Genomic DNA, 24,018 nt, shown 5'->3' on the forward strand with positions numbered 1-24,018 from the left:
CATCCTCTCGTCATCGCAGCACAATGAAGCGATTACCGACGCATCGTGTCGTCATCAGTATTCACCTGCCGGGCGGAACGGGTGAAACCGCGCTGCCGCATCATGCTCCCCGCATCGGGTGCGGCGTGCCCGAATGGCATCGGCGCGGGCATTGGGGTAAGCAGACAGGCTGTGACCAACGCATCCGGCGGCGGGCCGGGCCCCGATCCCCAGGCTTCCGACTCCACCGCGGCCGTGCGTGCGAAGGAGGACCGCATTCTGACGGTCCCGAACGCGCTGAGCGTGGTGCGACTGATCGGTGTCCCGGTACTGCTGTGGCTGCTGCTGGTCGAACATGCCGACGGCTGGGCTTTCGCGTTGCTGATCGCGAGCGGTGTCACCGACTTCCTCGACGGCAAACTCGCTCGCCTGCTCGATCAGTTCTCCAGACTGGGCGCGCTGCTGGATCCGCTGGTGGACCGGTTGTATCTCATCGCCACCGTGTTCGGGTTCCTCGTGCGCGGCATCCTGCCCTGGCCGTTCGTGGTGGTGCTGATCGGCCGGGACCTGATCCTGGGCGCGGTGCTGCCGATCTACCGGCGCCGCGGACTGGAGCCGCCCGAGGTGATCTATCTGGGCAAGGCCGCGACCTTCGCGCTGATGTCGGCACTGCCCTGGCTGCTGGCCGGCCAGATGGACTGGGCGGCGGCAGGTTTCAGCCGGGCCTTCGGGTGGGCGCTGCTGTGGTGGGGGACGGCCGTCTACGTATGGACCGGCCTGTTGTATCTGTGGAAGGCCTTCGCGGTGGCGCGGACCATACCCGTTGTGCCGCGAGCAACTTCGTAGCGGGTGGGGCGGGGCGCGTTGTCGGTCCGGGTCGATACAGTTGTCGCGATACCGGTGAGAGGACGCCTGTGGAAGGACTCCCCGTGAAAGGAATCAACCTGTGACCCTGATACCCGAGGATCTTCGCTATACGGCCGAGCACGAGTGGGTACTCCGGGTCGCGCCGACCCGGGTGCGGGTCGGAATCACCGATTTCGCACAGTCACAACTCGGTGATGTGGTGTTCGTGCAGCTTCCGGCGGTGGACACCGCGGTGTCGGCCGGCGAGGCCATCGCGGAGGTCGAGTCGACCAAGAGCGTGTCGGAGATCTACGCACCGCTGCAGGCGAAAGTCGTTGCGGTGAACGAGGAATTGGATGCCGAGCCGGAGCGGCTCAACACCGACGCCTACGGTGAGGGCTGGCTGTTCGAACTCGAGCTGGTGGACGCCGCGGCACTCGATACCGCGCTGTCCGGACTGCTCGATGCCGCAGGTTACCAAGGAGTTACCGAGGGCTGAGTCAGCCTTCCCAGTTCTACCTGCACGGGTGCGCCCGAGCAGGGTACGGTCAACACCAACAGATGTGCCGGCGGCCGGTGCCGGGAACTCTGCCGGAACTCGCCGGTGCCACTCGAGAGCGCGACAGCCGGTCGCGACGGGTGTGGTGGCGAGGGCGGTGCGGTCGGTATCGGCGCCGGGTACCGGTACAGAAAATCGGTTCGAGGAGGAGAGCAAGGGTGAGCGAGAACAAAGACCCGGGATACGGGGAGAGCGCGGCCGAAACGACTTCGGTGTTCCGCGCTGACTTCCTCAACGAGGTCGACGCGTCGCGCTCCGGTGAGCAGACCGGCGAACAGCCGGTGCAAGGGGTCGAGGGCCTGCCCGCGGGCGCTGCCCTGCTGGTGGTCAAGCGCGGGCCGAACGCAGGATCGCGTTTCCTGTTGGACCAGCCCACCACTTCGGCGGGTCGGCACCCCGACAGCGACATCTTTCTCGACGATGTCACGGTGTCTCGTCGGCACGCGGAATTCCGTCAGGACGACGACACCTTCCAGGTCGTGGATGTGGGCAGCCTCAACGGCACCTACGTCAACCGTGAGCCGGTGGACTCCTCGGAGCTGCAGAACGGTGACGAGGTACAGATCGGCAAGTTCCGGCTGGTCTTCCTGACCGGCCCGCGGCCACAGGCCAACGAGCCGAGCGCATAACGAGCCGAGGCGGATTCCACTGATGACTGGCGCAGCGCAATGGACACGCGGAGGGATGTCGATCGGCTCCGTGCTGGACCTGCTGCGTCCGGATTTTCCGGACATCACCATCTCCAAGATCCGCTTCCTCGAATCGGAGGGACTGATCCGCCCGGAGCGCACGCCTTCGGGATATCGGAGATTCTCCGTCGCCGATGTCGAACGGCTGAAGTTCGTCCTCACGGCGCAGCGCGATCAGTATCTGCCGCTGAAGGTGATCAAGGAACAGCTCGAAGCGATCGACCGCGGCGCGGCGACCCTGGGTGTGCGTGAGGCGCGCGCCCGGGCCGACGGCGCCGGTGCGGACGGTTCGGGGCGTGCGCCCGAGTCCGGCCGCGCGGTGGGAGCGCCCCGGCGCCTGGGCGTGGTACCCGGCGAGGTGTCGCCGGACGAACTACGGCTGGACCACGAAATGCGTGTCACCCGTGCCGATCTGCTCGACCAGGCGGGGATCGATGAGAAATTTCTCACCGAACTCATTCGCGCCGGGCTCATCACGCCCGGCGCCGCGGGTTTTTTCGACGCCGAAGCCGTCACACTGGCGCGCACCGCCCAGTCGATGAGTGAATTCGGTTTGGAGGCACGACATCTGCGGGCATTCAAGCTGGCCGCGGACCGTGAGGCGGCCATGATCGCCCAGATCGCCGCGCCGATCGCGAAGAGTCGCGACGCCGATGCCCGGGCTCGCGCGGAGGAGACCGTACGCGAGTTGGCGGCCCTGTCGCTGACGTTGCACACCAGCTTGGTGAAGACGTCGGTACGGGCTTCCCTCGGCGGCTGAATTCATCGCCTAGACTCGGTCATACGGCCTGCCCGGCTGGGCTCGTACGGGCGGTCGGCGAGTATGGGAGGCCAGTGCGATGAGTGAAATGCGTGTGATCGGCATCCGGGTCGAGCAGCCCCAGAACCAGCCCGTGCTGCTGTTGCGCGAGGAGTCGGGCGACCGGTATCTGCCGATCTGGATCGGTCAGGCCGAGGCGACAGCCATCGTGCTCGAACAGGAGGGGGTCACCCCGATTCGGCCCCTGACCCACGACCTGATCAAGATCATGATCCACGATCTCGGCCACACCCTCAAAGAGGTGCGGATCGTGGATCTGCAGGAGGGGACGTTCTACGCCGACCTCGTGTTCGACAACGAGGTGCGGATCTCCGCGCGCCCCTCGGATTCGGTAGCCATCGCCTTGCGCGTGGGTTGCCCGATCTACGCCGAGGAACCGGTGCTCGAGGAAGCCGGGCTGGTGATGCCCGACGAGCGCGAGGACGAGGTGGAGAAGTTCAAGGAATTCCTGGAATCGGTTTCCCCTGATGATTTCAAGGCCACCGACAGCTGAGAACGGACCGGTTCGTCGCGACCGTGCTCTACACCTCACCTAGAGGGTGAGAAACACGCCGCGCACGGAGTTTGGCTCCATGGCCGTGCTGCCGAGACAATCGACAGAGTAGCCTCGACAGTTAGGCCGTTGTTCTTCTTCGGCGATGCAGTGAGGGAGTAGCAGTGGGAGACCGACCGCAGCAACCAGCACCCGATCCGCGGCCCACCGCGGTGGTGCAGCCGGGGCTGTTCCCCGACGACACGGTGCCCGACGAGTTGGTGGGCTACCGCGTTCCCAGCGCCTGCCAGGTCGCCGGCATCACCTATCGGCAGCTCGACTACTGGGCCCGCACCGGGCTCGTCGTCCCCTCCATTCGCAGCGCCACCGGTTCCGGCAGCCAGCGCCTGTACTCGTTCAAGGACATCCTGGTCCTCAAGATCGTCAAGCGTCTGCTCGACGCCGGGATCTCGTTACAGAACATCCGCATCGCCGTCGATCATCTGCGCAGCCGCGGGGTCGAGGATCTCGCCGGCATCACCCTGTTCTCCGATGGCACCACCGTCTACGAATGTTCGTCGCCGGAAGAGGTCGTCGATTTACTGCAGGGTGGCCAGGGGGTCTTCGGTATCGCGGTGAGCGGTGCCATGCGTGAGCTGACCGGCGCGATCGCCAACTTCCCGGCGGAGCGCGCCGAGGCGAACGCCGCCACCGAGCGGCCCGAGGATGAGCTGGCCTATCGCCGCAAGGCCCGGGAGAACCGCAAGACCGGCTAGTGCCCACCTGCCGGGGGTGTGACCAACGCGACTGCCCGGTGACCTGCCTCGGAATCATGCCGTTCACGACGCACCCCTTAAACTGTGGGTGCGTCGCAACCGTGCGGGAGAGTTCCGGATCCGATCCGGACGCCGAAGGAGCAGCACCTCCCCGTCAATCTCTCAGGCACCAGGGACCGTGCGGAGTCCGACGCCTCTGGAAAGTGGTGGCCGCACACGATGCGGGCCACCCGCCCATGGGGAAAGGGAGCCCGCGCGTTCCCGAATCTCTCAGGCGCCACGACAGAGGGGGAGGCCGAGACTCGTCGACGGCGGCAGCGGATGCGCCGTTCGACCTGCCCGAACCTGGAGCCTCCGTGACCCGTAGTTTCGCCGACCGCCACATCGGACCCGACGCCGCCGAACTCGAACGGATTCTCGGGACGGTGGGGGTCGCGTCGATGGAGGACCTCGCGCGCCGCGCGGTCCCGGCGAGCATTCTCGACCCGGCCACCGCGACCGGGCTCGAGACGCTGCCGCCCGCGATGTCCGAACACGAAGCGCTGAGCGCACTGGCCGCACTGGCCCACTCGAACACCGTCGCCACCTCGATGATCGGGCTCGGCTACTACGACGTGCTGACCCCGCCGGTGCTGGTGCGCAATCTGCTGGAGGATCCGGCCTGGTACACCGCTTACACGCCCTATCAGCCCGAGATCAGCCAGGGCCGGCTCGAGGCGCTGCTGAACTTCCAGACGATGGTCTCCGATCTGACCGGTATGCAGGTGGCCAATGCGTCCATGCTGGACGAGGCCACCGCGGCCGCCGAGGCGATGACGCTGCTGCAGCGCGCCAATCGCAAGAACACCTCTCAGCGACTGGTGATCGATACCGATCTGTTCCCGCAGACTCGCACGGTGCTGGCCACCCGGGCCGAGCCACTCGGGATCACACTGGTGGAGGCGGATCTGAGTTCGGGCCTGCTGCCCGAGGGTGACTTCTTCGGTGTCGTCCTGCAGACCCCCGGGGCCTCGGGGCGGATCGCCGACCCGGCCGCCTTGATCGCCGCCGCGCACGAGCGGGGTGCGCTGGTCGCGGTCGGCGCCGACCTGCTGGCATTGACCCTGATCACGCCGCCCGGTGAGCAGGGCGCCGACGTCTGCTTCGGCACCACTCAGCGTTTCGGCGTGCCGCTCGGCTTCGGCGGGCCGCACGCGGGGTATCTGGCGGTGCACACCGCGCATGCGCGGCAGCTGCCGGGCCGGTTGGTCGGAGTCTCGGTGGACGCCGACGGCGACCGCGCCTACCGGCTGGCGCTGCAGACCCGCGAACAGCACATCCGCCGGGAGAAGGCGACCTCCAACATCTGTACCGCGCAGGTGCTGCTGGCGATCGTGGCCGCGATGTACGCCTGTTACCACGGTGCGGACGGTTTGCGCTCGATCGCGCGCCGGGTGCACGGACATGCCGAGCGGCTCGCCGCCGGCCTCGGTGACGCGGTCGTGCACGACCGCTTCTTCGACACCGTGCTGGTCGCCGTGCCGTCCGGGGCGGAGGCCGTGGTCGGCAAGGCGAAGGGGCACGGCATCAATCTGCGCCTGGTCGACGCCGATCATGTGGCGGTCGCCTGCGACGAGGCGACCACCGACGCGCAGGTGGCGACCGTGCTGGAGTGCTTCGGGGTCGACGGTGCGCCGGAGCCGGCGGGGCTGCCGTCGATCGAGACCCGGACCTCGGAGTTCCTGACCCACCCGGCCTTCACCCGGTATCACACCGAAACGGCCATGCTGCGGTATCTGCGACAGCTGTCGGACAAGGATATTGCCTTGGACCGCAGCATGATTCCGCTCGGCTCGTGCACGATGAAGCTCAACGCCACCGCCGAGATGGAGCCCATCACCTGGCCGGGATTCGCCCGGCTGCACCCCTATGCGCCGGTCGAGGACGTGCCCGGCATGCTGCGGGTGATCGAGGACCTGGAACAGTGGCTCGCGACCGTGACCGGTTACGACCGGGTCAGTCTGCAGCCCAATGCGGGCAGCCAGGGCGAGTACGCGGGCCTGCTCGCGATTCGCCGTTACCACCTCGATCGCGGCGACACCCACCGCGACACCTGCCTGATCCCCTCCAGTGCACACGGCACCAATGCCGCCTCGGCCGCAATGGCCGGGCTGCGGGTCGAGGTCGTGAAGTGCCGTGACAACGGCGACGTCGACCTGGACGATCTGCGTGCCAAGATCGCCGATCACGCCGACCGGCTGGCCTGCATCATGATCACCTACCCGTCCACGCACGGAGTCTACGAACACGAGGTCGCCGAGCTGTGCGCGCTGGTGCACGACGCCGGTGGTCAGGTGTACGTCGACGGTGCGAATCTGAACGCCCTGGTGGGACTGGCCCGTCCGGGGCGTTTCGGTGGCGATGTATCGCATCTGAATCTGCACAAGACCTTCTGCATTCCGCACGGCGGCGGCGGTCCCGGGGTGGGACCGGTCGCGGTGCGCGAGCATCTGGCGGCCTATCTGCCGGGTGATCCGCTGCGGCCGGATTCGCACGCGGTGTCGGCCGCCCGCTACGGTTCGGCATCCATCTTGCCGATCACCTGGGCCTACATCCGGATGATGGGCGCCGACGGGCTGCGCCGCGCCACACTCACCGCGATCGCCTCGGCGAACTACCTCGCGCGGCGCCTGGATTCACACTTCCCGGTGCTCTACACCGGTGACAGTGGCACGGTCGCCCACGAGTGCATCCTGGATCTGCGCGAGATCACCAAGCGGACCGGTGTGACCGTCGACGATGTCGCGAAACGTCTGGCGGACTATGGATTCCACGCGCCGACGATGAGTTTCCCGGTCGCCGGTACCCTGATGGTGGAGCCCACCGAGAGCGAGAACCTCGAAGAGCTGGACGCTTTCGCCGACGCGATGATCGCGATCAAGGCCGAGATCGACGCGGTCGCCGCCGGCACCTGGCCGGTGGAGCACAGCCCGTTGCGTGGTGCCCCGCACACCGCGGCATCGCTGGTGGGCGACTGGGACCATCCCTACAGCCGGGAGACCGCGGTCTATCCGATGGGACTGCACGCGGCGCGGGCCAAGGTATGGCCCGCGGTGCGGCGTATCGACGGCGCGTTCGGTGACCGGAATCTGGTCTGCTCGTGCCCGCCCCTCGAGGCCTACACCGACTGAACCGAATTCGGAGGCCGATCGCCGCTCGGCGGCGATCGGTCCCCGTGTGCGACGGTGGCCGATATCAGGGAAGCCGCGGTGGCGGTCGCGTGGTCCGCGGCTGAACCGGCGGCGCCCGGCGCATATCCGTGGCAGACGCGTTTCGTCCCGCGCGACGGCAGGATCGCCGAGCCCCGCGCCTGGGGGATCGGCGATGCCGGGCGACGAGTTCGGCTGAACCCGTCGATCAGGGAGTGGTCAGCGCGTGGTTGACCGCTGTGCCGAAGCCCATGTCGTCGGAGGTCGTGACCTTGGTGTAGCTGCCGCCGGTCTTCTGGGCCAGGTTCTGCAGCGTCTGGTTGCCCTGGCCGCCGACCACGATGACATCGATGCGGACCTTGTGCGCCGGGTCGCCGCCGGTGATCTCGGAGACGAGCTGATCACCGGTCACCGAGGACTGGTCGTTGGGGCCACCGGTGATCAGCAGGACCGAGTTCGTCTTACCCGCGGCATAGTCCTCGCCGGCGCTGCGGTAGGCGGCCTCGAGAGTCTGATAGGTGCGATCGGTGTCGGACCCGCTGAGTGCGACATGCCCTAGGGCGCTGGACAATTCGGAGCGGTGCGCGGTGCTGAGGGCGGCCGTGGGGGCCACCACCCGATACGGTTTGCCGCCTTCGATGTCGCGCGCGTAGACCCAGGCGCCGGCGCCGAAGTCCGGCGGCATGGTGTCGAGGGTGGACTGCACGGCCGCGAGGGCATTGTTGAGTCGTGACATCGAACCGTCGGTCACCGCCATCGAGGCCGAGGTGTCGATGAGGATGGTCGACTGTACGCCGAGTACCGGGTGGTTCAGAACCGACTGCACACTGTCGAGGACCGATTTGGCCGGTGTCGGTGGGGGATTGGCGGCGGCGGGCTGGAATCCGCTGTCGGTGAACAGCTTCTGCTGCTGCGGTGCGCGCAGGTAGTCGGCGAACATGCCCGCGACCAGATTCTGGGTCTTGTCGACCCAGCTGCCGGTGAGCATGGCGGCGGGGTGATCGGCGACCGGTGCCGCACCGGTGGGCCGGAAGATACCGACACCGGGATGGGTTTTCGCTAGCTGTTCGGTAACTGCCACAGCGTGAATGGTGGCCGAGGGTGCGTGGTCGGAATCGGCGATGGTTGCCAGCGCGGCCCCTGCGTCGGTGGACTCCGGTGCCTCGGAGGCCAATCCGGAGATGGCGGCCACGACCTGACCGGACTTGGCCGACTCGTCGTCGAGTGGATCGGACCCCGAGACGGCCGACCCGACCGCCACGGCGGCGGCGAGCGACGCATCACCCGGAGGCAGGGCCATCTTCAGTCCGCCCCAGCTGCCGAAGCCGACGTCGCCGAGTGATCCGCGCTGCAGCCGCTGCAGATCCGACCAGCTGAGGTCGGCTTTGGTCAGGGCCTGGGCCAGCTGATCGGGCGCGGCCACCACGATCGGGCTCACCGCGACCGAAGCCGGGGCACCCTGCACCAGACCGGGTACTCGCATCTGCTCGATGGCGCGGGTCGAATTCGGGATCCACAAACCGGGCTGCGGGCCCAGTGCGGAATTCCAGTCGGGCGAGGTCAGACCGCCCACCATGGCCGCGGTCGGCCGGTCCGTGACCGAGACCTTCGCGCAGTGGTCGCGCACCTGGGGGGAGGTGGCGTTGTAGCGATCGGCGGCGGCGCGGACCGGTTCGGCGATATCCGGGTCGACGGTGACGGTGAGGGTGACCGGACCCTCGATGCACTGGCCGGCGGCACTGTTGCTCTCCGAGTTCGAGCGGCCGCTCAGCCAGAACCACGTTCCGACGGCCGCGATCAGCAGCAGGACCGCTACCACGGTGATAACCAAACTTTTGCTGACGCCCCGTGATCCGTCCGCGCTGCGATGTGTGCCCACGGTCTGCCAGTGTATGGTCCGCCGAAAAGTGACGCTCGTCCAGGACCGGCCGCACACGCGGACGAGCGGGGTGTGCGAGTGGTCCATGCCACCCGCACACCCCGCTCGGCCATCAGGCGCGGATCAGTTTGCCGCGATCGAACTCGTGGCCGCCCCACACTCCGGACTGGCCGGTAGCCGCGGCGAACTCCGCACACTGCGCGCGGATCGGGCAATCCGCGCAGATGGCGCGTGCGTAGTCGAAGTCCTGCGAGGGGTACGGAAACCACGCGTCGTGGTTGGGGTCACCCTTGCAGGCGGCCTGTTCCCAGCTCGGTGTATCCGAGAGCGGGAGCAGATCCACCAGGTTCGGTGCGGGCATCGTGTTCGTCATATCGGATCCCTCCTTTCGCTCCGATGAATGTCAGTTCTCGCCGGCGAGAGTGCGCCAGATTCGGCGCTGCCGGCGTTGCATGTCGTTGGGGGCCTTGGGTTCCCAGAGCAACCTCATCCCGGCCTCCTCGGGAGTGCGGTCGGCCTTGCGGGTATTGCACCCCGCGCAGGCAGCGATGAGGTTGTTCCAGGTGTTGGGTCCGCCCCGGCTGCGCGGGCGGATGTGGTCGACGGTGCGGGCCCAGCCGGAGCAGTACCCGCACCGGTGGCCGTCGCGACGCAGTACCCCCGCCAGGGTGGCCCGGCCGGCGTCGTCGACGAGCATCCGGTGCTCGAGGTGGATGTAGTGCCGCAGCCGAATCGTCTCGGGCAGTACGATTTCCAGGTGCTTGGACCGGATCGGGAAGTGGGGCTCCCGCTCGGCGACGGTCTCGGCGGCTCCGCTGATCAGCAACACCACCGCGCGCTCGGCGCCGATATCGGTCAGCGCCTCGTAGGAGGCGTTGAGGACCAGCACCTGGCTGTGTATCCAGTTGTCGGGAGTCAATTCGATGTCGGCGTGCGCAGGCAGCATGGGAGTCACCATGTTTCGTGAAGGACTGAACGAAAAGAGAAGGGGCGGAGTGGAATCAGGCCTGCCGGACGAGGTGGTCGAGTTCTCGGCGCGAACGCCGCGGCATCTGCTGAGACTGTGCGGCGACGATGAAACGTCGTTGTCCGACATCGATTTTCGCCAGTACCGCTGTGTTGTTCGGATGCATTCGGCCACCTCCTCCTTCCCGTAATTCGTCGAGCGGTCCCGCGCTGTCGCGAGCCCGATGTGAACGTCGTTCCATGGTGACACAGCGTTACCGCCGTTGTCGGGTCATTTTTTCGCCGCCGCGGTGGACCGGCGCGCGACCTTCCCCCTGGTGCGCCGAATACAGCGCCGGGCGCCGGTCGTTTATTCCTGGTGCGCGCGGGGCGAGGTGTGCGGTCGGCCACCCAGGGCTCCGGTGGACGATCCCGCGCGGTCGTGCTCCGGGCTCGCGCCGAACGGAGCCGGTGCGGACGCGACGCAGCCCCGGCCGGAAGTCGGCCGGGGCTGCGTCGCTGCGCGGGTGCGGTGTCGAGCCGCGGGCGGATCAGCCCTTGGCGGCGAGCGCCTTGGCCTCGCGACGACGGCGGTGCAGGATCGGCTCGGTGTAGCCGTTGGGCTGGCAGGAGCCCTCGAGGATCAGCTCCTTGGCGGCCTGGAAGGCGACGCTGCCCGCGAAATCGGGAGCCATCGGCTTGTAGGAGGCGTCACCGGCGTTCTGCCGGTCCACCACGGGGGCCATCCGCTCCAGGCTCTCGACGATCTGCGCTTCGGTGATGATGCCGTGGCGCAGCCAGTTCGCCATCAGCTGGCTCGAAATGCGCAGGGTCGCACGGTCTTCCATGAGCGCGACATCGTTGATGTCGGGCACCTTGGAGCAGCCGACGCCCTGATCGATCCAGCGGACCACGTAGCCGAGGATGGACTGGGAGTTGTTGTCGAGCTCGTTGCGGATCTCCTCGGCCGACCAGTCGGTCTCGGCGGCCAGCGGAATCTCGATGATCTGATCGACCGTGGCGCGCGGGCCGCCCTTGGCGATCTCGGCCTGCCGCTTGAACACGTCCACCAGGTGGTAGTGGGTGGCGTGCAGGGTGGCGGCGGTCGGGGAGGGGACCCAGGCGGTGGTGGCACCGGCACGCGGGTGGCCGATCTTCTGCTCGAGCATGCCCGCCATCAGGTCCGGCATCGCCCACATGCCCTTACCGATCTGCGCCTTGTGCGGCAGACCGGTCGCCAGGCCGGTGTCGACGTTCCAGTCCTCGTAGGACAGGATCCACTGCTGCTTCTTCATATCGGCCTTGCGGATCATCGCGCCGGCTTCCATGGAGGTGTGGATCTCGTCGCCGGTACGGTCGAGGAAGCCGGTGTTGATGAACACCACGCGGTCCTTGGCGGCCGCGATGCAGGCCTTGAGGTTGACCGTGGTGCGGCGCTCCTCGTCCATGATGCCGACCTTGAGGGTGTTGCGGGTCAGGCCCAGCACATCCTCGATGCGGTCGAACAGCTCGTTGGCGAAGGCGACCTCGTCGGGGCCGTGCATCTTGGGCTTCACGATGTAGACCGAGCCGGTGCGGGAGTTGCTCACCCGCGCCTTGCCGTTGAGCGAGTGCACCGCGACGAGCGAGGTGAGCAGGCCGTCCAGGATGCCCTCGGGAACCTCGTTGCCCTCGGCGTCGAGGATGGCGTCGGAGGTCATGAGGTGGCCCACGTTGCGGACGAACAGCAGCGAACGGCCGTGCAGCGCCACCGGGTTGCCGTCCAGGCCGGTGTAGACCCGGTCCGGGTTCATGGTGCGGGTGAAGGTCTTGCCGCCCTTGCTGACCTCTTCGGCCAGATCGCCCTTCATCAGGCCCAGCCAGTTGTGGTAGCCGGCGACCTTGTCCTCGGCGTCGACCGCGGCGACCGAATCCTCGAAGTCCATGATCGTGGTGACCGCGGACTCGAGCACGACGTCCTTGACGCCGGCGTCGTCGGTCTTGCCGATCGGAGACTCGGCATCGATCTGGATGTCGATGTGCAAACCGTTGTGGCGCAGCAGGATCGAGGTCGGTGCGCCGGGATCGCCCAGGTAACCGACCAGGGCGGAGGCATCGGCCAGGCCGATATCGGTGCCGTCCTCCACAGTGACCTCGAGCTCGCCGTCGACGATCTTGTACGCCTTGGAGCCGACGTGCGAGGCGGTGATCAGCGGCACCGCGTCGTCGAGGAAGTTGCGGGCCCACTCGATGACCTTGTCGCCGCGGACCTTGTTGTAGCCGCTGCCCTTCTCCGCGCCGTTGGCCTCGGAGATCGCGTCGGTGCCGTACAGCGCGTCGTAGAGCGAGCCCCAGCGCGCGTTGGCGGCGTTGATCGCGAAGCGAGCGTTGCTGACCGGGACCACCAGCTGCGGGCCGGCGGTGCCGGCGATCTCGTCGTCGACGTTCTGGGTGGTGATCGAGAAGTCGGCCGGCTCGTCGCGCAGGTAGCCGATCTCGGTCAGGAAGTTCTTGTAGGCGGCCCTGTCGTAGCCGGTGCCCGGGTTCTCAGCGTGCCAGGCGTCCAACTTGCCCTGGATCTCGTCGCGTTCGGCCAGCAGGGCGCGGTTGCGGGGGGCGAGATCGTTGATCACGCTCTCCGCACCGGTCCAGAACGCGGCGGAATCTACGCCGGAGCCGGGGAGCGCCTCGTTCTCCACGAAATCGTGGAGAACCTTGGCCACCTGGAGCCCGCCGACCTGAATCCGCTCTGTCATCTACTGCCTCATTTCGAGAAAGCCGGATGGAAAAAGTACGCCTGTCATGTTACCCGTGGGTAATTGTGCGTCGTCGTCGGCATCGGTAGAGCAGGCCCGATTGTATCGTGGGCCACATTCGCGAGTCCGATCGCGCGCCCGGGAGGTCGGGGCGGTTCCTCGCCGAATCCGGTATGTCGGCGGGCGCGGTCCGCGGCTAGGTGAATCCGAGAGCGACCCTCCCGTCGACGTGGTCATGACCGCCGGGTTCCGTCCGGAAGCCACGAGTGGCCCGGGTGAGACCAGTGGTGGTCGCGGATCATCCGCCGGGCCGCGCGATGATTGCGCCCGATGAGACGGGTCAGATAGAGCCGGCCGGCCAGGTGGTCGGATTCGTGTTGCAGGCAGCGGGCGAGAAAGCCGGTGCCTTCGACGGTGACCGGTTCGCCGGCGCTGTCCACGCCCGTCACCCTCGCCCAGTCACCGCGGCCGGTCGGAAACCATTCTCCCGGGACCGAGAGACATCCCTCGAGGTCGTCCTCCGGATCCGGCATGGTCTCGGGTAGTTCGGACGTCTCCAGGACCGGATTCACGATGTGGCCACGATGGCGTACACCCCGATCGGTGAGGTCGTAGACGAATACCGCGCGCGGATCGCCGACCTGATTGGCGGCCAGCCCGGCGCCGTGGGCGGCGGTATTGGTCTCGAACAGGTCGTCGACGAACCCCGCGAGCTCGGTGTCGAAAACGGTGACGGGGGTGGCCGGAGTCGTCAGGCGGGGATCGCCGGCGATCAGGATCGGTCGGATGGTCATAGCCGGAGAGTACTCAAATACGAGTACTCGTGCGAGACTTGTGCCGTGAACGAAACCCGGCTCTTCGTCCTGGCCGCACTGGCCAAACGCGGTCCCATGCATGGACATCAGCTGCGCCGTGACGCCCGCCTGGATCGGGCCGATCTGTGGTCGCGGGTCAAACCGGGCTCGCTCTACGGGGCGCTGCACCGTATGGAGGACGAAGGTTTGATCCGCCCGTTGCGCACCGAGCAGCCGGGTGGTCTGCCGGCCCGCACGATCTACGAGATCACCGAGGAGGGGCACCGGGAGCTACGGGCACTGCGGGACGAGGCCTTCACCGAGGTCGACATCCGGCCGGATCCGGTGGACCTGGCACTGGCGGTGGGAACCGATCTCGATCGGGAGGTGCTGCGCGGCTATCTGCAGGACCGGCTCGCGGCGTTGAAGGCGCGAGAATCGGCGATGGATCATCAACTCGACCGGCGCTGGCCCGACCAGACCCGGGCCGACGATCTGATCGTCGAGCACGCCCGGCTCCGGCTGGGCGCCGAAATAACCTGGCACGACAAAGTTCTCGCGGATCTCGATAAATTGGACGAACAGGTGTGAGGTGATCCGGTCAGTGCCGGGGTTCGATCCAGAGTGCCTCGGCGAGGACGGCGAGATCGCCGCCGGGTGTGGAGATCGCCACGCCGACAGTGTATTTGCGGCCGGAGGCCGCGATCGGCCAGGACCAGACGAGGTACTTGGCGCCGGCGTGCACCGGGGCGATGTGTCGGGTGGTCAGCGCCGCCGTGACGCCGCCGGGGCGCATCCCGGCCAGATCGATGGCCGCCCAGCCGCCGGGGCAGTCGACGGCCGACCAGATGTTCTCGGTGGTGAGATGGCCACCGGGCCCGGCCAATTCGGGGTCGGGGATCCAGGCGGCGGCGACGAGGTCGTGCGCGCGCACGCGCCAGGGATACAGGCGCAGACCGCGGCCCGGAGGATTGGCGGTGCCGCAGCCGTAACAGTCGGGAATGGGGCGACCCGCCGCGAAGGAGTCACGGGAGGCGACGACGGCCTCATCCCACGACGGCGGCGGTGTCACCGCCAGTTCCACCGCGCCCGGGCTCGCCTCGGCGAGGACCGTGCCGTCCGGATCGACGAGGGCACTGCCGGATTCGGAATCGGTGACCAGCACCGGGGCCTCCACCGGAACTCCGCGGCGGAAATCGACCCGCACCTCCCCGCCGACCCGCTCGGCCAGCATTCCGGCGACATAACCGCCGAAGGCGAGATCGGGATAGCCGTGTACATGGCCGGGGATGGTGATCGCCGTACCGGCAGTCATGCGCGTCCACACCTTTCGAATGCCGTGAGCCGTCGCACGAACGATAACCCGGCCCACCGACACACTGTCCGTGTGAGCGGCCGAGGCGAATTACGGGAGCGGTTGCGCGTCACGTTGATCGAGCATCAGCGCCATCAGCCCGGTTTCCTGACTCTGGGCCACGATCATCGCCCGGGCCTGTTCTTTCACCGGCCCGGATGCGATCTCCTGATCGGCCGCGTGCGCCATCGCCAGGCCGCCCTGATGATGGCGATACATCAACTGCAGGAACAACACTTCCGCGTCCCGCCCGCGGGCGGCGGAGAGCCGGTCCAGTTCTGCCATCGTCGCCATACCGGGCATGGCGGGCGCGCCGGTGCCGGTGTGGTGATGGCCGGCCATGTCACCGGAATGCATCCACGCCATGGGTGTGCTCGAGGTGGGGGCGGCATCGGCCAGTCGCAGCCAGCCCAGCATGGTCCCGATCTCCACCCGCTGGGACTGATCGATCTGGCGGGCCAGCCGCAGCACCTGTGGATCCACTCCGGGATCCAGGCGGGCCACGATCTGGATCGCCTGCTGGTGATGGGCGGTCATGTCCTGCGTGAAGCCGATTTCGGTCATGTCGAGAACCGGTGCGGCGCTGTGCGTCTCGGGCAGGACGAGTGGCCGCAGCGCCGCGCCGATCACCAGCAGGATCAGCGCGGCCGCGGCGTAGGAGGCCCAGCGTGACCAGCGCGACATCTACGAGCCCACGATCGACTGCTGATCCGCGGGCGGTGAATACACGTCGTTGTCCAGCTGCAGCACCATGAAGCCGTTGTCGTTGCAGGTGGTCCACAGCTGGCTGCCGTGCCATTCCGGCGGCGCGAAACACCAGTCGGTGGACACATCGCCGCCGGCGACCATCCCGCTGCGCGGCGACAGTGCCTGTGCCGGATCGAATTTCCCGTCCAGGATGGTGCGAGCCACCGAGAATCCGTCCATGATGGGCGCTCCGATCAGCGAGGCCAGGGCGTGCGGGGAGTTCCACAGTTGCAGGTTCTGCCCCGTCCGGGCGGGCGGATTGAAATAGGCCATCTCACGGACGTGGAACGGATCGCGCACATCGAATACCCGGATGCCCGACGATTCCCAGCCGCAGGCCAGGGCGGTCGGATTGTCGGGTCGGTCGGCCGCGCAGTAGTGCGGATCGTAGGAGAACACCGAACCGCCCATCGACGAGGCGACCATGCTGTCCTGGTTCTCCGGCAGGTTGATCCGGAGCTTGATCTTGTTGACCACCTTCGGATCGTTCTCGTCGGAGATGTCGACCAGCTTCACGCCGCCGGCTCCGCCCTCATCGACGGTGAACAGGTACGGCTTACCGTCGTAGCGGACCGGCACGCTGTGCTGGGTGGCCCAGCCGTCCGTCCAGAACACCCGGCCGATGTGGTCGACCTGGGGATCGGGATCTCGGCGCTGGACCGCGCTGATGTCGAGCGCGGTGAATCCGCCCAGGGCCGACAGATACATGCGGTTGCCGTCGGGACTGATCCCGAACCCGTGTGCCTCGATACCGGTCAATCCCTGCCAGACCACGTGCGGGTTCGCCGGATCGGTGAGGTCGACCGCGCTGACGAATCCGGGGGCGATGCCGGAGGCCCAGTAGGTGCGCCCGTCGGGGGAGAAGCCGCCCTCGTGCGTCGTGATCGGAAGGGGCATGCCCAGATTCGATCCTGGCCCCGGATTGAGCAGGCGGGGATGGGCGCAGTCGGAGATGTCGTAGACCGACAGGTAGCCGGTGCCCTCGAGGAACGGCACGCCGGTGCCCACCAGGAGCTTGCGGGCCGTGTTGACCTTGAGGCTCTCCCAGGTACCGGCGAGCATCGCCGGCTCGGTGAGCGTGGCCGTCAATGCCGGGTGCGCCGGATCGGAGGCGTCGATCACCTGAACGCCCTGTGCCGGGCCCAGCAGGTTTCCGGGGAAGAACGAGCCGGTGTAGGAGCAGTGGTCGAAGGTGGTCGAGGTGATCCCGGCGCCCCGGCCCTGATAGCCGCCCACGAACGACATGTTGCAGGTGTAGCCCTGTGTACTGCGGCCGGAATCGCGATCGGCGGCCGAAACATCGCCCTGTATGCCGGTTTCCGGGCGCGATCCCGGACCGCAGTCGGCCGGTGGCACCGCGACCTTGCCGATATCGAGAAACTCCTGCACCTGGCCGGCGATATCGGACTGCAGATCGGCGGAAGCGCTGCCGAGGGGCAGTACCGCCGCCGCGAGCAGCGCCGCGGCCAGAACGAACAGGGGTCGGGGCATCCTCGACATCCGCACCATTGCGGGTCCCCCACTTTCCACATCGAAACGGGTCCAGCTGCCCGAAGTGACCGGTACCCCCGGTTCCGGACAATGCATCGAAACGGTATCTCAGTCACCTTCTCAGTGGTCCTTTTTCCGCGAAACCGGCATTCGGTACGGGAGCTGTTGCGCCACAGCCACACTTGGGACAAACTCCACGGAATGGGAATGAAACACGTTGCAGTCATATCGGGTGCGGTGGCTGCCGCGTTGAACGCAGGCGTCGCGGTGGCCGCGGCAGCACCGAATCCGGCCGACACCCCGCGCGAGGCCGTGGCCCGCACCTACATCGATGCACTGGTCTCCCACGACGCGAGTGCCGTGCCCTTCGCGCCCGATGCCACCCGCGTGGAAGCCGGGCTGCAGACCGGCTACTCGGGCCCGCAGCTCACCCGGGAGCTGAACGACGGCGTGCAGTACGCGGTGATCCAGGACATCCGCGATGTGCGCATGACCGAATGCGGTGATGTGGTGACCGCGCGATATCTGCTCGACTCCGGAGTCGCCGGTGTGCGGCTGATGACCGTCGACATCACCGAGACCTTCGTCATTCCCGACGGGACCATCCACACCATCAACGCCACCATCGATCCGGTGTTGTAGCGCGAAAGCGAGGAATCGGTATGTCCGACAACGATGATCCGGGGGCGGTGGTCCTGCGGTTGTGGGCGGCGCTGGCACGGCGCGACTGGGACGGGGTCACCTCGCTGCTGAGCGAGGACTGCATCTATCTGGATGTGCCCACCGGCCCCACACTGGCCGCCAAGGGACCGGCTGACACCGTCAAACGGCTGCGGATCGGACTGGCCGGGCTGTCCGAGTACACCAATCACGACGGCCTGCTGGTCGCCGACGGCTCCGATGTGATCTACGAACACTCCGAGACCTGGGTGTGGCCGACCGGTGAGCGTGCCGACCTGCCGTTCGTCTCGGTGCACCGGGTCGATCGCGGCAAGGTTTCGTTGTGGAAGGACTACTGGAACTTCGACACCTTGACCTCCGCCGCGCCGTCGACCTGGCTGGAGGATTTCGCCGCCGCCGACATGTCGTGGATCTACGACGCGACGGCCGAACTCAGCGCCCGCAGCGGCCGCTGACCGTCCGGCGCGGCACAGTCGATTGTGCCGCGCCGGTCAGTCCTCGGCGAGCAGGCCCCGGCAGCGCTGGATCAGCTGGGTACGCAGCCCGGTGGCGCGGGCGGCGAGATCGGACTGGGCGCGTACGTAATCCGCACGGCCGCCGGGAGTTTCGATCGCGATCGGCGAGTATCCGAAATCCGTCAGATCGTACGGGCTGGCGCGCATGTCGATCTCGCGGGCATCGCAGGCCAGGGCGAAACAGTCCAGCAGCAGTTCGGAGTCGATCAGGGGGATCAGTTTGAAGGCCCACTTGTACAGATCCATGCCCGCGTGCAAGCAGCCCGGCTGTTCCCGGCGGATCTGATCGTCGCGGGTCAGCGGCTCGATATTGCGGGGTGCGGCGTCGGGGGTGAAGAAGCGGAACGCGTCGAAATGAGTGCAGCGCAACGACATCGACTCGACCACCGCGTCGGTTCCGGTGCGGCCCAGGCGCAGGGGAACCTGCTGGTGGCGGACCTCGTCACTGTGATAGACCATCGCCCATTCGTGCAGCCCGAAGCAGGACAGCTGGGGCGGGCGGGTAGCCGTGGCCGCCAGCAGTTCCGTCACGAACGTCACGGTGTCGCGGCGGCGATCCAGAAACGCCGGATCCGCGGTGCAGACCGGGCCGGTGGCAGCGTCCACCTCGATCCGGTGATACCCCCGCCGGTCCACGTACTCCTCGGAATCCTGCAGTGCCACACCGAATCCCGGATGCCAGCGCCGCAACTGCGCCGGCTTGTGCCCGTAATAGGTGAACAGGAAGTCGATCACCGGATGCTTACGGCCGTCCGCGCGTCGGCGCAGATACGGACCGGCGAGTTCGTCGACCCGGTCCCGGTGCGCCCGCGCCCGCACCTGCCACTGTCGGCGGGTCAGGATGCGAGTACGGACCGGGGCCGGGGTGCTCATTCGGCCACCCGGTGCGTGGCGTCGCGCACCGTTCCGACGAACTCTTCGACCAGATCCTCGAGTGCCACGATGCCGACGGTGTTTCCACGGCTGTCGATCACGCGGCCCAGATGACTGTTGGTGCGGCGCAGCCGGGCCAGCGCCTCGTAGAGCGCGGTACCCATGCTCAGCGTCGGCAACGGCCGGATATCGGTGCGCGGGATCGGCGTCGCGGGGCCGGCCGCATCGTCGGCCACCTTGTCCAGCACATCCTTGACGTGCAGATAGCCCACCAGTGAGCCGTCCGACGCGCGCACCGGATAGCGGGAGAAGCCGGTCTCGGCCACCGCGGATTCGATGTCCCCGAGAGTGGTGCCGTCTCCGCGCAAGGGCACGCACCGGGTCGTGGACAGCGCCACCATGACATCGGCGACGATCCGGTCGGTGGTGCCCAGCGCCTGGGTGAGCCGGCGGTGCTCCTCCTCGTCGATGAGCCCCTCGGACCGGGATTCGCCGATCATCTCCGCGAGTTCCACCGACGACACCGTGGCATCGATCTCGTCCTTCGGCTCGACCCGCAACGCGCGCAAGGTGAGATTGGCCGCGAGGTTGTAGAGACCGATGAGCGGCCGGGCCAGGCGCAGCCACCACAGCATGATCGGAACCAGCAGCAGCGCCACCCGTTCCGGTCCGGCCAGTGCGATGTTCTTCGGGATCATCTCGCCCATGAGCATGTGCAGGATCACCACCAGACCCAGCGCCAGCGCGAAGCCGACCGGGTGCAGCAGCTCGTCCGGCACGCCCACGATATCGAAGGGACGCTCGAGCAGATGAGCGATCGCGGGCTCGCCGATCCGGCCCAGCAGCAAGGAGCAGATGGTGATGCCCAGCTGGGCGGCGGCCAGCATCATCGACAGGTGCTCGGCCGCCCCGATGACGGTGTTGGCGCCTCGCTTACCCTGCGCGGCAAGAGTTTCCAGGCGGTCCCGGCGTGCGGATATGAGTGCGAACTCGGCGCCCACGAAGAACGCGTTCGCGCCCAGGAGCACGATGGTCAGCAACAGACCGAACAGATCACCCATGGCTGAGCTCCCACGTCGTCACCGCGTCGGCGTCCACCGGCTGCAACAGCACCCGGTCGATCCGCCGTCCGTCCATTCGCTCCACTCGCGCCAGCCAGCCGCCGTGGGTATGGGGCGCCAGGGTGTGCGTGGCGTCGGTGATCGGCAGGACCACCTCGTCGCCCGTCACCGGAATACGGCCGAGGGTGGTCAGCACGAGCCCGCCCAGGGTGTCGTACTCGCCCTCGGGTGCCCAGTAGCCGGTGGCCCGCGACACCTCGTCGATGCGCAGCAGGCCCGAGCAGTTCCAGCCCAGCGCCGTGCGGCGCACGTCGAGTTCCTCCTCGTCGTGTTCGTCGCGAACATCGCCGAGGATCTCCTCGATGATGTCCTCCATGGTCACCAGCCCCGCGGTGCCGCCGTATTCGTCGACCACCAGGGCCAGCTGCATACCGTCGGCGCGTACCCGCTCCAGCACGGTGTCACCGTCGAGGCTGGCCGGCACGATCGGGACCGGCCGCGCGATCGAGGACAGCGCGATGGTGGCACGCTGCCCGGCCGGATACAGGAAGGCCTGTTTGACGTGCACGATGCCGAGTGTGTTGTCCAGATCGCCGTCGATGACGGGGAAGCGGGACACGCCGGTGCGGTTGGCGGCGGCGATCAGATCGGCGATGGTGTCGCCCTGGTCCAGGGTTTCGATCTTCACCCGCGGGGTCATCAGATCCTCGGCGCTGCGCTCACCGAACAGCAGCGAGCGGTCGACGACCAGCGCGGTGCGCTGATCGAGCGAACCGCGCAGCGCGGAGGTGCGGACCAGCGATCCCAGCTCCTGCGGGGAGCGTGCCGACCGCAGTTCCTCGGCCGGTTCGATCCCGAGTCGCCGCACCGCCCAGTTCGCGGCGCCGTTGAGCAGTTTGATCAGCCAGGAGAAGACCGTGGTGAACACGATCATCGGTCCCGCGGTCCAGCGTGCGGTGCCCAGCGGCTCCGCGATCGCGATGTTCTTGGGGACCAGTTCGCCATAGGTCATCGACAGCGAGGTCGCCAGCACCAGCGCGATGACCAGTGAGATGCCCTGTGCGGTACCGGTGCTCGCGCCGAGTGCGGTGCAGATCGGCTCGATCAGCCGGGCCAGCACCGGTTCGGCGATATAGCCGGTGACCAGGGTGGTGATGGTGATGCCGAGCTGGGCGCCCGACAGCTGGAACGACAGCGTGCGGTGTGCGTGGCGGACCTGGCGGGCGCGGCGGTCACCCTCGCGGGCATGTGCCTCGACGGTGCTGCGCTCGAGCGCGGTGAGGGAGAACTCCGCGGCGACGAAGACGGCCGTGCCCGCGGTGAGTGCGATGAATCCGAGCAGGCTGACGACGGTGAGCACGATGGTCATGGCCGGCACCGCCCGCCGGATAACGGAGGATCTGCGGAGATGGAGTCGCCGGGTTGGTCACCCGGCTCGGTAGAGGAGCCCTCCTGTGTGGCGCCCTCGGACGCGGGTGACAACTGGTTCCTTTCGCAGTGGACGAGCCGAAACAATACTCGATGCCGAACGGCGCGGACGTGCCCCGCCGATCGGCAAACCCTATGTTACCGGGCCACGGTGCCCGGTTCATCGTCGCGGCGCGTCGCAGGCTCGGAAGCGCGCGCGGCCCTCCCCGCGATCACCAGCCCGAAGGCAGCGGCCGTCCCTCCGCGAAACCGGCGGCCGACTGCACCCCCAGCACCGCGTTGTCGTGCAGTTCGGTGAGGGTCCGGGCACCGGCGTAGGTGCACGCGCTGCGGACGCCGGAGCAGATGTGATCGATCAGGTCCTCGACACCGGGGCGTTCGGGGTCCAGCCGCATCCGCGAGGTGGAGATCCCCTCCTCGAACAGCGCCTTGCGGGCCCGGTCGAAGCCGCTGTCGGCGGCGGTGCGGGCGGCCACCGCGCGCTTGGAGGCCATGCCGAAGCTCTCCTTGTAGGCGTTGCCGTCGCGGTCGACCCGGAGGTCGCCGGGGGATTCGTAGGTGCCGGCGAACCAGGAGCCGATCATCACGTTCGACGCGCCGGCGGCCAGTGCGAGTGCCACATCGCGCGGATGCCGCACACCGCCGTCCGCCCAGATGTGCACGCCCAGATCCTTTGCCGCGGCGGCACACTCGGCGACCGCGGAGAACTGCGGGCGGCCCACGCCGGTCATCATGCGCGTGGTGCACATGGCGCCGGGACCCACTCCGACCTTGATGATGTCGGCGCCGGCCTCGGCCAGATCACGGGTGCCCGCCGCGGAGACCACATTGCCCGCCACCAGGGGGACCCCGAGCTTCAGATCGGCCACCGCGCGCAGCGCCTCGAGCATCTTCACCTGGTGGCCGTGCGCGGTGTCGATGACCAGCACATCGGCGCCGGCGTCGACGAGTGCCTTCGCCTTGGCCGGAATGTCGCCGTTGACGCCGACGGCGGCGGCGACACGCAACGCTCCGGCGCCGTCGACCGCGGGCGTGTAGATGTCGGCGCGTACCGTGCCGGTGCGGGTCATGACACCCGCGAGCGAACCGTCGGCGTGGACCAGGACCGCGAGCGTGGCGTGGTGAGCGGATTCGAGCAGATCGAAGATCTCGCGCGGGGAGGCGGTGGCCTGGGCGCAGACGAAATCGGCGTCGGCGATCGTGCGCAGCCGCGCGAACCGGTCGACGTCGGCGCAGGCGGCCTCGGTGACGACACCGACCGGCTTGTCGCCCTCGATGACGACCACGGCCCGGTGGGCGCGTTTGTGGATCAGCGCCAGCGCGTCCGACACCGAGTGGTCGGGCCCGAGCGTGACCGGGGTGTCGGCGGTCAGTGACCGGCTCTTGACGAACGCGATGGTGTCCGCGGCGGCGGGGATGGGCAGATCCTGGGGCAGCACCACGATGCCACCGCGGCGCGCGACCGTTTCGGCCATCCGCCGCCCGGCGACGGCGGTCATGTTGGCCACCACGATCGGGATGGTGGTGCCGGTCCCATCGGTGGTGGACAGGTCCACATCGAACCGTGACGACACATCGGTGCGATGGGGTACGAGGAAGAGATCGTCGTAGGTGAGGTCGTACGGCGGCGTGTGTCCTGGAAGAAACTGCACTCCGGCCATTGTAGGGGAATCGATCATGATGGAGGGTGAGCATGAGAAGACCGACGCCGAAAGGATCGTTCATGCCACGTATCGCGACCGCCACCGTGATCGACCGGGCGGCACTGCTCGAGTTCGTCACGCCGCGTCACCGCGGCGTCCTGGTCACCACCCGGGCCGACGGCAGCGCGCAGATGTCGCCGGTGACCTGTGGCGTCGACCAGGAGGGCCGGATCGTGATCTCCACCTATCCCGGCCGGGCCAAGGCACGCAACATCCGGCAGCGGCCGCAGGTGTCGATCTGCGTGCTGTCCGACGAGTGGGACGGCCCCTATGTCCAGATCGATGGGCGCGCAGCGGTTTTCGACATGCCGGAAGCCCTCGACGGGCTCGTGGACTACTACCGCGGCATCGCGGGCGAGCATCCGGATTGGGAGGAGTACCGCGCGGCGATGGCGCGGCAGGACAAGTCGTTGATCCGCATCGATGTCGAGCGCTGGGGTCCGGTCGCGACCGGTGGCTTCCCGCCCGGCCGGACGGACTAGG

24 protein-coding genes and 1 riboswitch are annotated in these 24,018 nt (G+C 67.8%); of the genes, 11 read left to right on the top strand and 13 right to left on the bottom strand.

The features are described from left to right. Positions 1–234 precede the first annotated feature (234 nt). The 7 genes from AB0L57_RS20745 (at position 235) to gcvP (ending at position 7,311) form a co-directional block, all read left to right on the top strand. The gene (locus AB0L57_RS20745; protein WP_364965046.1) at positions 235–825 is read left to right on the top strand and encodes a CDP-alcohol phosphatidyltransferase family protein; all 591 of its coding nucleotides are present in this window, start codon (positions 235–237) and stop codon (positions 823–825) included. A 100-nt stretch (positions 826–925) separates the two neighbouring features. Next, a complete protein-coding gene (gene gcvH / locus AB0L57_RS20750) occupies positions 926–1,324 on the top strand; it encodes a glycine cleavage system protein GcvH (RefSeq protein WP_364964494.1) in 399 nt (132 codons plus the stop codon). A 218-nt stretch (positions 1,325–1,542) separates the two neighbouring features. Further along, positions 1,543–2,013 carry an FHA domain-containing protein gene (locus AB0L57_RS20755; RefSeq protein ID WP_364964496.1) on the top strand — a complete coding sequence of 157 codons (471 nt, stop codon included), beginning with the start codon at positions 1,543–1,545 and terminating at the stop codon, positions 2,011–2,013. Between the two features lie 55 nt (positions 2,014–2,068). Then, entirely contained in the window at positions 2,069–2,833 is a 765-nt protein-coding gene (locus AB0L57_RS20760) for a MerR family transcriptional regulator (RefSeq protein WP_364964498.1), read from the top strand. A gap of 79 nt (positions 2,834–2,912) precedes the next feature. After that, positions 2,913–3,386 carry a bifunctional nuclease family protein gene (locus tag AB0L57_RS20765; RefSeq protein ID WP_364964500.1) on the top strand — a complete coding sequence of 158 codons (474 nt, stop codon included), beginning with the start codon at positions 2,913–2,915 and terminating at the stop codon, positions 3,384–3,386. A 164-nt stretch (positions 3,387–3,550) separates the two neighbouring features. After that, positions 3,551–4,141, top strand: a complete 591-nt coding sequence (locus AB0L57_RS20770; protein WP_364964503.1) for a MerR family transcriptional regulator — start codon at positions 3,551–3,553, stop codon at positions 4,139–4,141. 94 nt (positions 4,142–4,235) lie between these two features. Then, a riboswitch (glycine riboswitch) is annotated at positions 4,236–4,330 on the top strand. Positions 4,331–4,497: 167 nt separating this feature from the next. Beyond that, the gene (gene gcvP / locus AB0L57_RS20775; RefSeq protein ID WP_364964505.1) at positions 4,498–7,311 is read left to right on the top strand and encodes an aminomethyl-transferring glycine dehydrogenase; all 2,814 of its coding nucleotides are present in this window, start codon (positions 4,498–4,500) and stop codon (positions 7,309–7,311) included. A 226-nt stretch (positions 7,312–7,537) separates the two neighbouring features. Here gcvP and AB0L57_RS20780 read toward each other — a convergent pair whose 3' ends face one another. The 6 genes from AB0L57_RS20780 to AB0L57_RS20805 all read right to left on the bottom strand — a co-directional run bounded on the left by AB0L57_RS20780 (position 7,538) and on the right by AB0L57_RS20805 (position 13,682). Continuing rightward, on the bottom strand, positions 7,538–9,148 hold the full coding sequence (locus tag AB0L57_RS20780; protein ID WP_364964507.1) for a substrate-binding domain-containing protein: 1,611 nt from the start codon (positions 9,146–9,148) through the stop codon (positions 7,538–7,540). Between the two features lie 172 nt (positions 9,149–9,320). After that, positions 9,321–9,581, bottom strand: a complete 261-nt coding sequence (locus AB0L57_RS20785; RefSeq protein WP_364964510.1) for a WhiB family transcriptional regulator — start codon at positions 9,579–9,581, stop codon at positions 9,321–9,323. Between the two features lie 30 nt (positions 9,582–9,611). Continuing rightward, positions 9,612–10,154 (bottom strand): HNH endonuclease, encoded by a 543-nt coding sequence (locus tag AB0L57_RS20790; RefSeq protein WP_364964513.1) that lies wholly within the window; start codon positions 10,152–10,154, stop codon positions 9,612–9,614. A gap of 55 nt (positions 10,155–10,209) precedes the next feature. Next, positions 10,210–10,341 (bottom strand): hypothetical protein, encoded by a 132-nt coding sequence (locus AB0L57_RS20795; RefSeq protein ID WP_364964516.1) that lies wholly within the window; start codon positions 10,339–10,341, stop codon positions 10,210–10,212. Between the two features lie 363 nt (positions 10,342–10,704). Then, positions 10,705–12,888 carry a malate synthase G gene (locus AB0L57_RS20800; protein WP_364964519.1) on the bottom strand — a complete coding sequence of 728 codons (2,184 nt, stop codon included), beginning with the start codon at positions 12,886–12,888 and terminating at the stop codon, positions 10,705–10,707. A 233-nt stretch (positions 12,889–13,121) separates the two neighbouring features. Then, the gene (locus tag AB0L57_RS20805; protein WP_364964522.1) at positions 13,122–13,682 is read right to left on the bottom strand and encodes a peptide deformylase; all 561 of its coding nucleotides are present in this window, start codon (positions 13,680–13,682) and stop codon (positions 13,122–13,124) included. A gap of 45 nt (positions 13,683–13,727) precedes the next feature. On the opposite strand from AB0L57_RS20805, the gene AB0L57_RS20810 reads away from it, so the two are divergent. Then, on the top strand, positions 13,728–14,273 hold the full coding sequence (locus tag AB0L57_RS20810; RefSeq protein ID WP_364964525.1) for a PadR family transcriptional regulator: 546 nt from the start codon (positions 13,728–13,730) through the stop codon (positions 14,271–14,273). Positions 14,274–14,283: 10 nt separating this feature from the next. Here AB0L57_RS20810 and AB0L57_RS20815 read toward each other — a convergent pair whose 3' ends face one another. From AB0L57_RS20815 to AB0L57_RS20825, 3 genes are all read right to left on the bottom strand, one after another. Then, positions 14,284–14,997, bottom strand: coding sequence for a hotdog fold domain-containing protein (locus AB0L57_RS20815; protein WP_364964526.1), 714 nt, complete (start codon positions 14,995–14,997; stop codon positions 14,284–14,286). Positions 14,998–15,087: 90 nt separating this feature from the next. Continuing rightward, entirely contained in the window at positions 15,088–15,720 is a 633-nt protein-coding gene (locus AB0L57_RS20820) for a DUF305 domain-containing protein (RefSeq protein ID WP_364964529.1), read from the bottom strand. Further along, on the bottom strand, positions 15,721–17,274 hold the full coding sequence (locus AB0L57_RS20825) for a hypothetical protein (RefSeq protein WP_364964532.1): 1,554 nt from the start codon (positions 17,272–17,274) through the stop codon (positions 15,721–15,723). A gap of 207 nt (positions 17,275–17,481) precedes the next feature. Between AB0L57_RS20825 and AB0L57_RS20830 the strand changes: the two genes are divergently transcribed. Together AB0L57_RS20830 and AB0L57_RS20835 are read left to right on the top strand one after the other, a co-directional pair. Next, positions 17,482–17,916 (top strand): hypothetical protein, encoded by a 435-nt coding sequence (locus tag AB0L57_RS20830; RefSeq protein WP_364964534.1) that lies wholly within the window; start codon positions 17,482–17,484, stop codon positions 17,914–17,916. Positions 17,917–17,936: 20 nt separating this feature from the next. Next, positions 17,937–18,410, top strand: coding sequence for a nuclear transport factor 2 family protein (locus AB0L57_RS20835; protein ID WP_364964537.1), 474 nt, complete (start codon positions 17,937–17,939; stop codon positions 18,408–18,410). A 36-nt stretch (positions 18,411–18,446) separates the two neighbouring features. On the opposite strand, the gene AB0L57_RS20840 is transcribed toward AB0L57_RS20835, so the two are convergent. The 4 genes from AB0L57_RS20840 to AB0L57_RS20855 form a co-directional block, all read right to left on the bottom strand. Next, a complete protein-coding gene (locus AB0L57_RS20840; protein ID WP_364964539.1) occupies positions 18,447–19,343 on the bottom strand; it encodes a 3-methyladenine DNA glycosylase in 897 nt (298 codons plus the stop codon). Beyond that, positions 19,340–20,404 (bottom strand): hemolysin family protein, encoded by a 1,065-nt coding sequence (locus AB0L57_RS20845; protein ID WP_364964541.1) that lies wholly within the window; start codon positions 20,402–20,404, stop codon positions 19,340–19,342. Before AB0L57_RS20845 ends, AB0L57_RS20840 begins: the two co-directional genes overlap by 4 nt. Then, entirely contained in the window at positions 20,397–21,773 is a 1,377-nt protein-coding gene (locus AB0L57_RS20850; protein WP_364964544.1) for a hemolysin family protein, read from the bottom strand. The genes AB0L57_RS20845 and AB0L57_RS20850 overlap by 8 nt, the downstream gene beginning before the upstream one ends. Positions 21,774–22,044: 271 nt before the next feature. Next, complete coding sequence (locus AB0L57_RS20855) at positions 22,045–23,484, bottom strand: GuaB1 family IMP dehydrogenase-related protein (RefSeq protein ID WP_364964547.1); 1,440 nt, start codon at positions 23,482–23,484, stop codon at positions 22,045–22,047. Positions 23,485–23,555: 71 nt separating this feature from the next. Here AB0L57_RS20855 and AB0L57_RS20860 point away from each other — a divergent pair, with 71 nt between their 5' ends. After that, entirely contained in the window at positions 23,556–24,017 is a 462-nt protein-coding gene (locus tag AB0L57_RS20860; RefSeq protein ID WP_364964550.1) for a PPOX class F420-dependent oxidoreductase, read from the top strand. The last annotated feature ends 1 nt before the right edge of the window (position 24,018 follow it).

Source organism: Nocardia sp. NPDC052254 (genome assembly GCF_040679495.1).
Classification (GTDB): Bacteria; Actinomycetota; Actinomycetes; order Mycobacteriales; family Mycobacteriaceae; genus Nocardia.

Coding starts and splice junctions, on each gene's coding strand:
- AB0L57_RS20785 (WP_364964510.1), bottom strand. CDS start 9,581: ATGACGAACACGATGCCCGCACCGAACCTGGTGGATCTGCTCCCGCTC.
- AB0L57_RS20805 (WP_364964522.1), bottom strand. CDS start 13,682: ATGACCATCCGACCGATCCTGATCGCCGGCGATCCCCGCCTGACGACT.
- AB0L57_RS20825 (WP_364964532.1), bottom strand. CDS start 17,274: ATGCCCCGACCCCTGTTCGTTCTGGCCGCGGCGCTGCTCGCGGCGGCG.
- AB0L57_RS20860 (WP_364964550.1), top strand. CDS start 23,556: ATGCCACGTATCGCGACCGCCACCGTGATCGACCGGGCGGCACTGCTC.
- AB0L57_RS20765 (WP_364964500.1), top strand. CDS start 2,913: ATGAGTGAAATGCGTGTGATCGGCATCCGGGTCGAGCAGCCCCAGAAC.
- AB0L57_RS20820 (WP_364964529.1), bottom strand. CDS start 15,720: ATGTCGCGCTGGTCACGCTGGGCCTCCTACGCCGCGGCCGCGCTGATC.
- AB0L57_RS20795 (WP_364964516.1), bottom strand. CDS start 10,341: ATGCATCCGAACAACACAGCGGTACTGGCGAAAATCGATGTCGGACAA.
- AB0L57_RS20845 (WP_364964541.1), bottom strand. CDS start 20,404: ATGGGTGATCTGTTCGGTCTGTTGCTGACCATCGTGCTCCTGGGCGCG.
- AB0L57_RS20835 (WP_364964537.1), top strand. CDS start 17,937: ATGTCCGACAACGATGATCCGGGGGCGGTGGTCCTGCGGTTGTGGGCG.
- AB0L57_RS20830 (WP_364964534.1), top strand. CDS start 17,482: ATGAAACACGTTGCAGTCATATCGGGTGCGGTGGCTGCCGCGTTGAAC.
- AB0L57_RS20815 (WP_364964526.1), bottom strand. CDS start 14,997: ATGACTGCCGGTACGGCGATCACCATCCCCGGCCATGTACACGGCTAT.
- AB0L57_RS20760 (WP_364964498.1), top strand. CDS start 2,069: ATGTCGATCGGCTCCGTGCTGGACCTGCTGCGTCCGGATTTTCCGGAC.
- AB0L57_RS20790 (WP_364964513.1), bottom strand. CDS start 10,154: ATGCTGCCTGCGCACGCCGACATCGAATTGACTCCCGACAACTGGATA.
- AB0L57_RS20850 (WP_364964544.1), bottom strand. CDS start 21,773: ATGACCATCGTGCTCACCGTCGTCAGCCTGCTCGGATTCATCGCACTC.
- AB0L57_RS20800 (WP_364964519.1), bottom strand. CDS start 12,888: ATGACAGAGCGGATTCAGGTCGGCGGGCTCCAGGTGGCCAAGGTTCTC.
- AB0L57_RS20840 (WP_364964539.1), bottom strand. CDS start 19,343: ATGAGCACCCCGGCCCCGGTCCGTACTCGCATCCTGACCCGCCGACAG.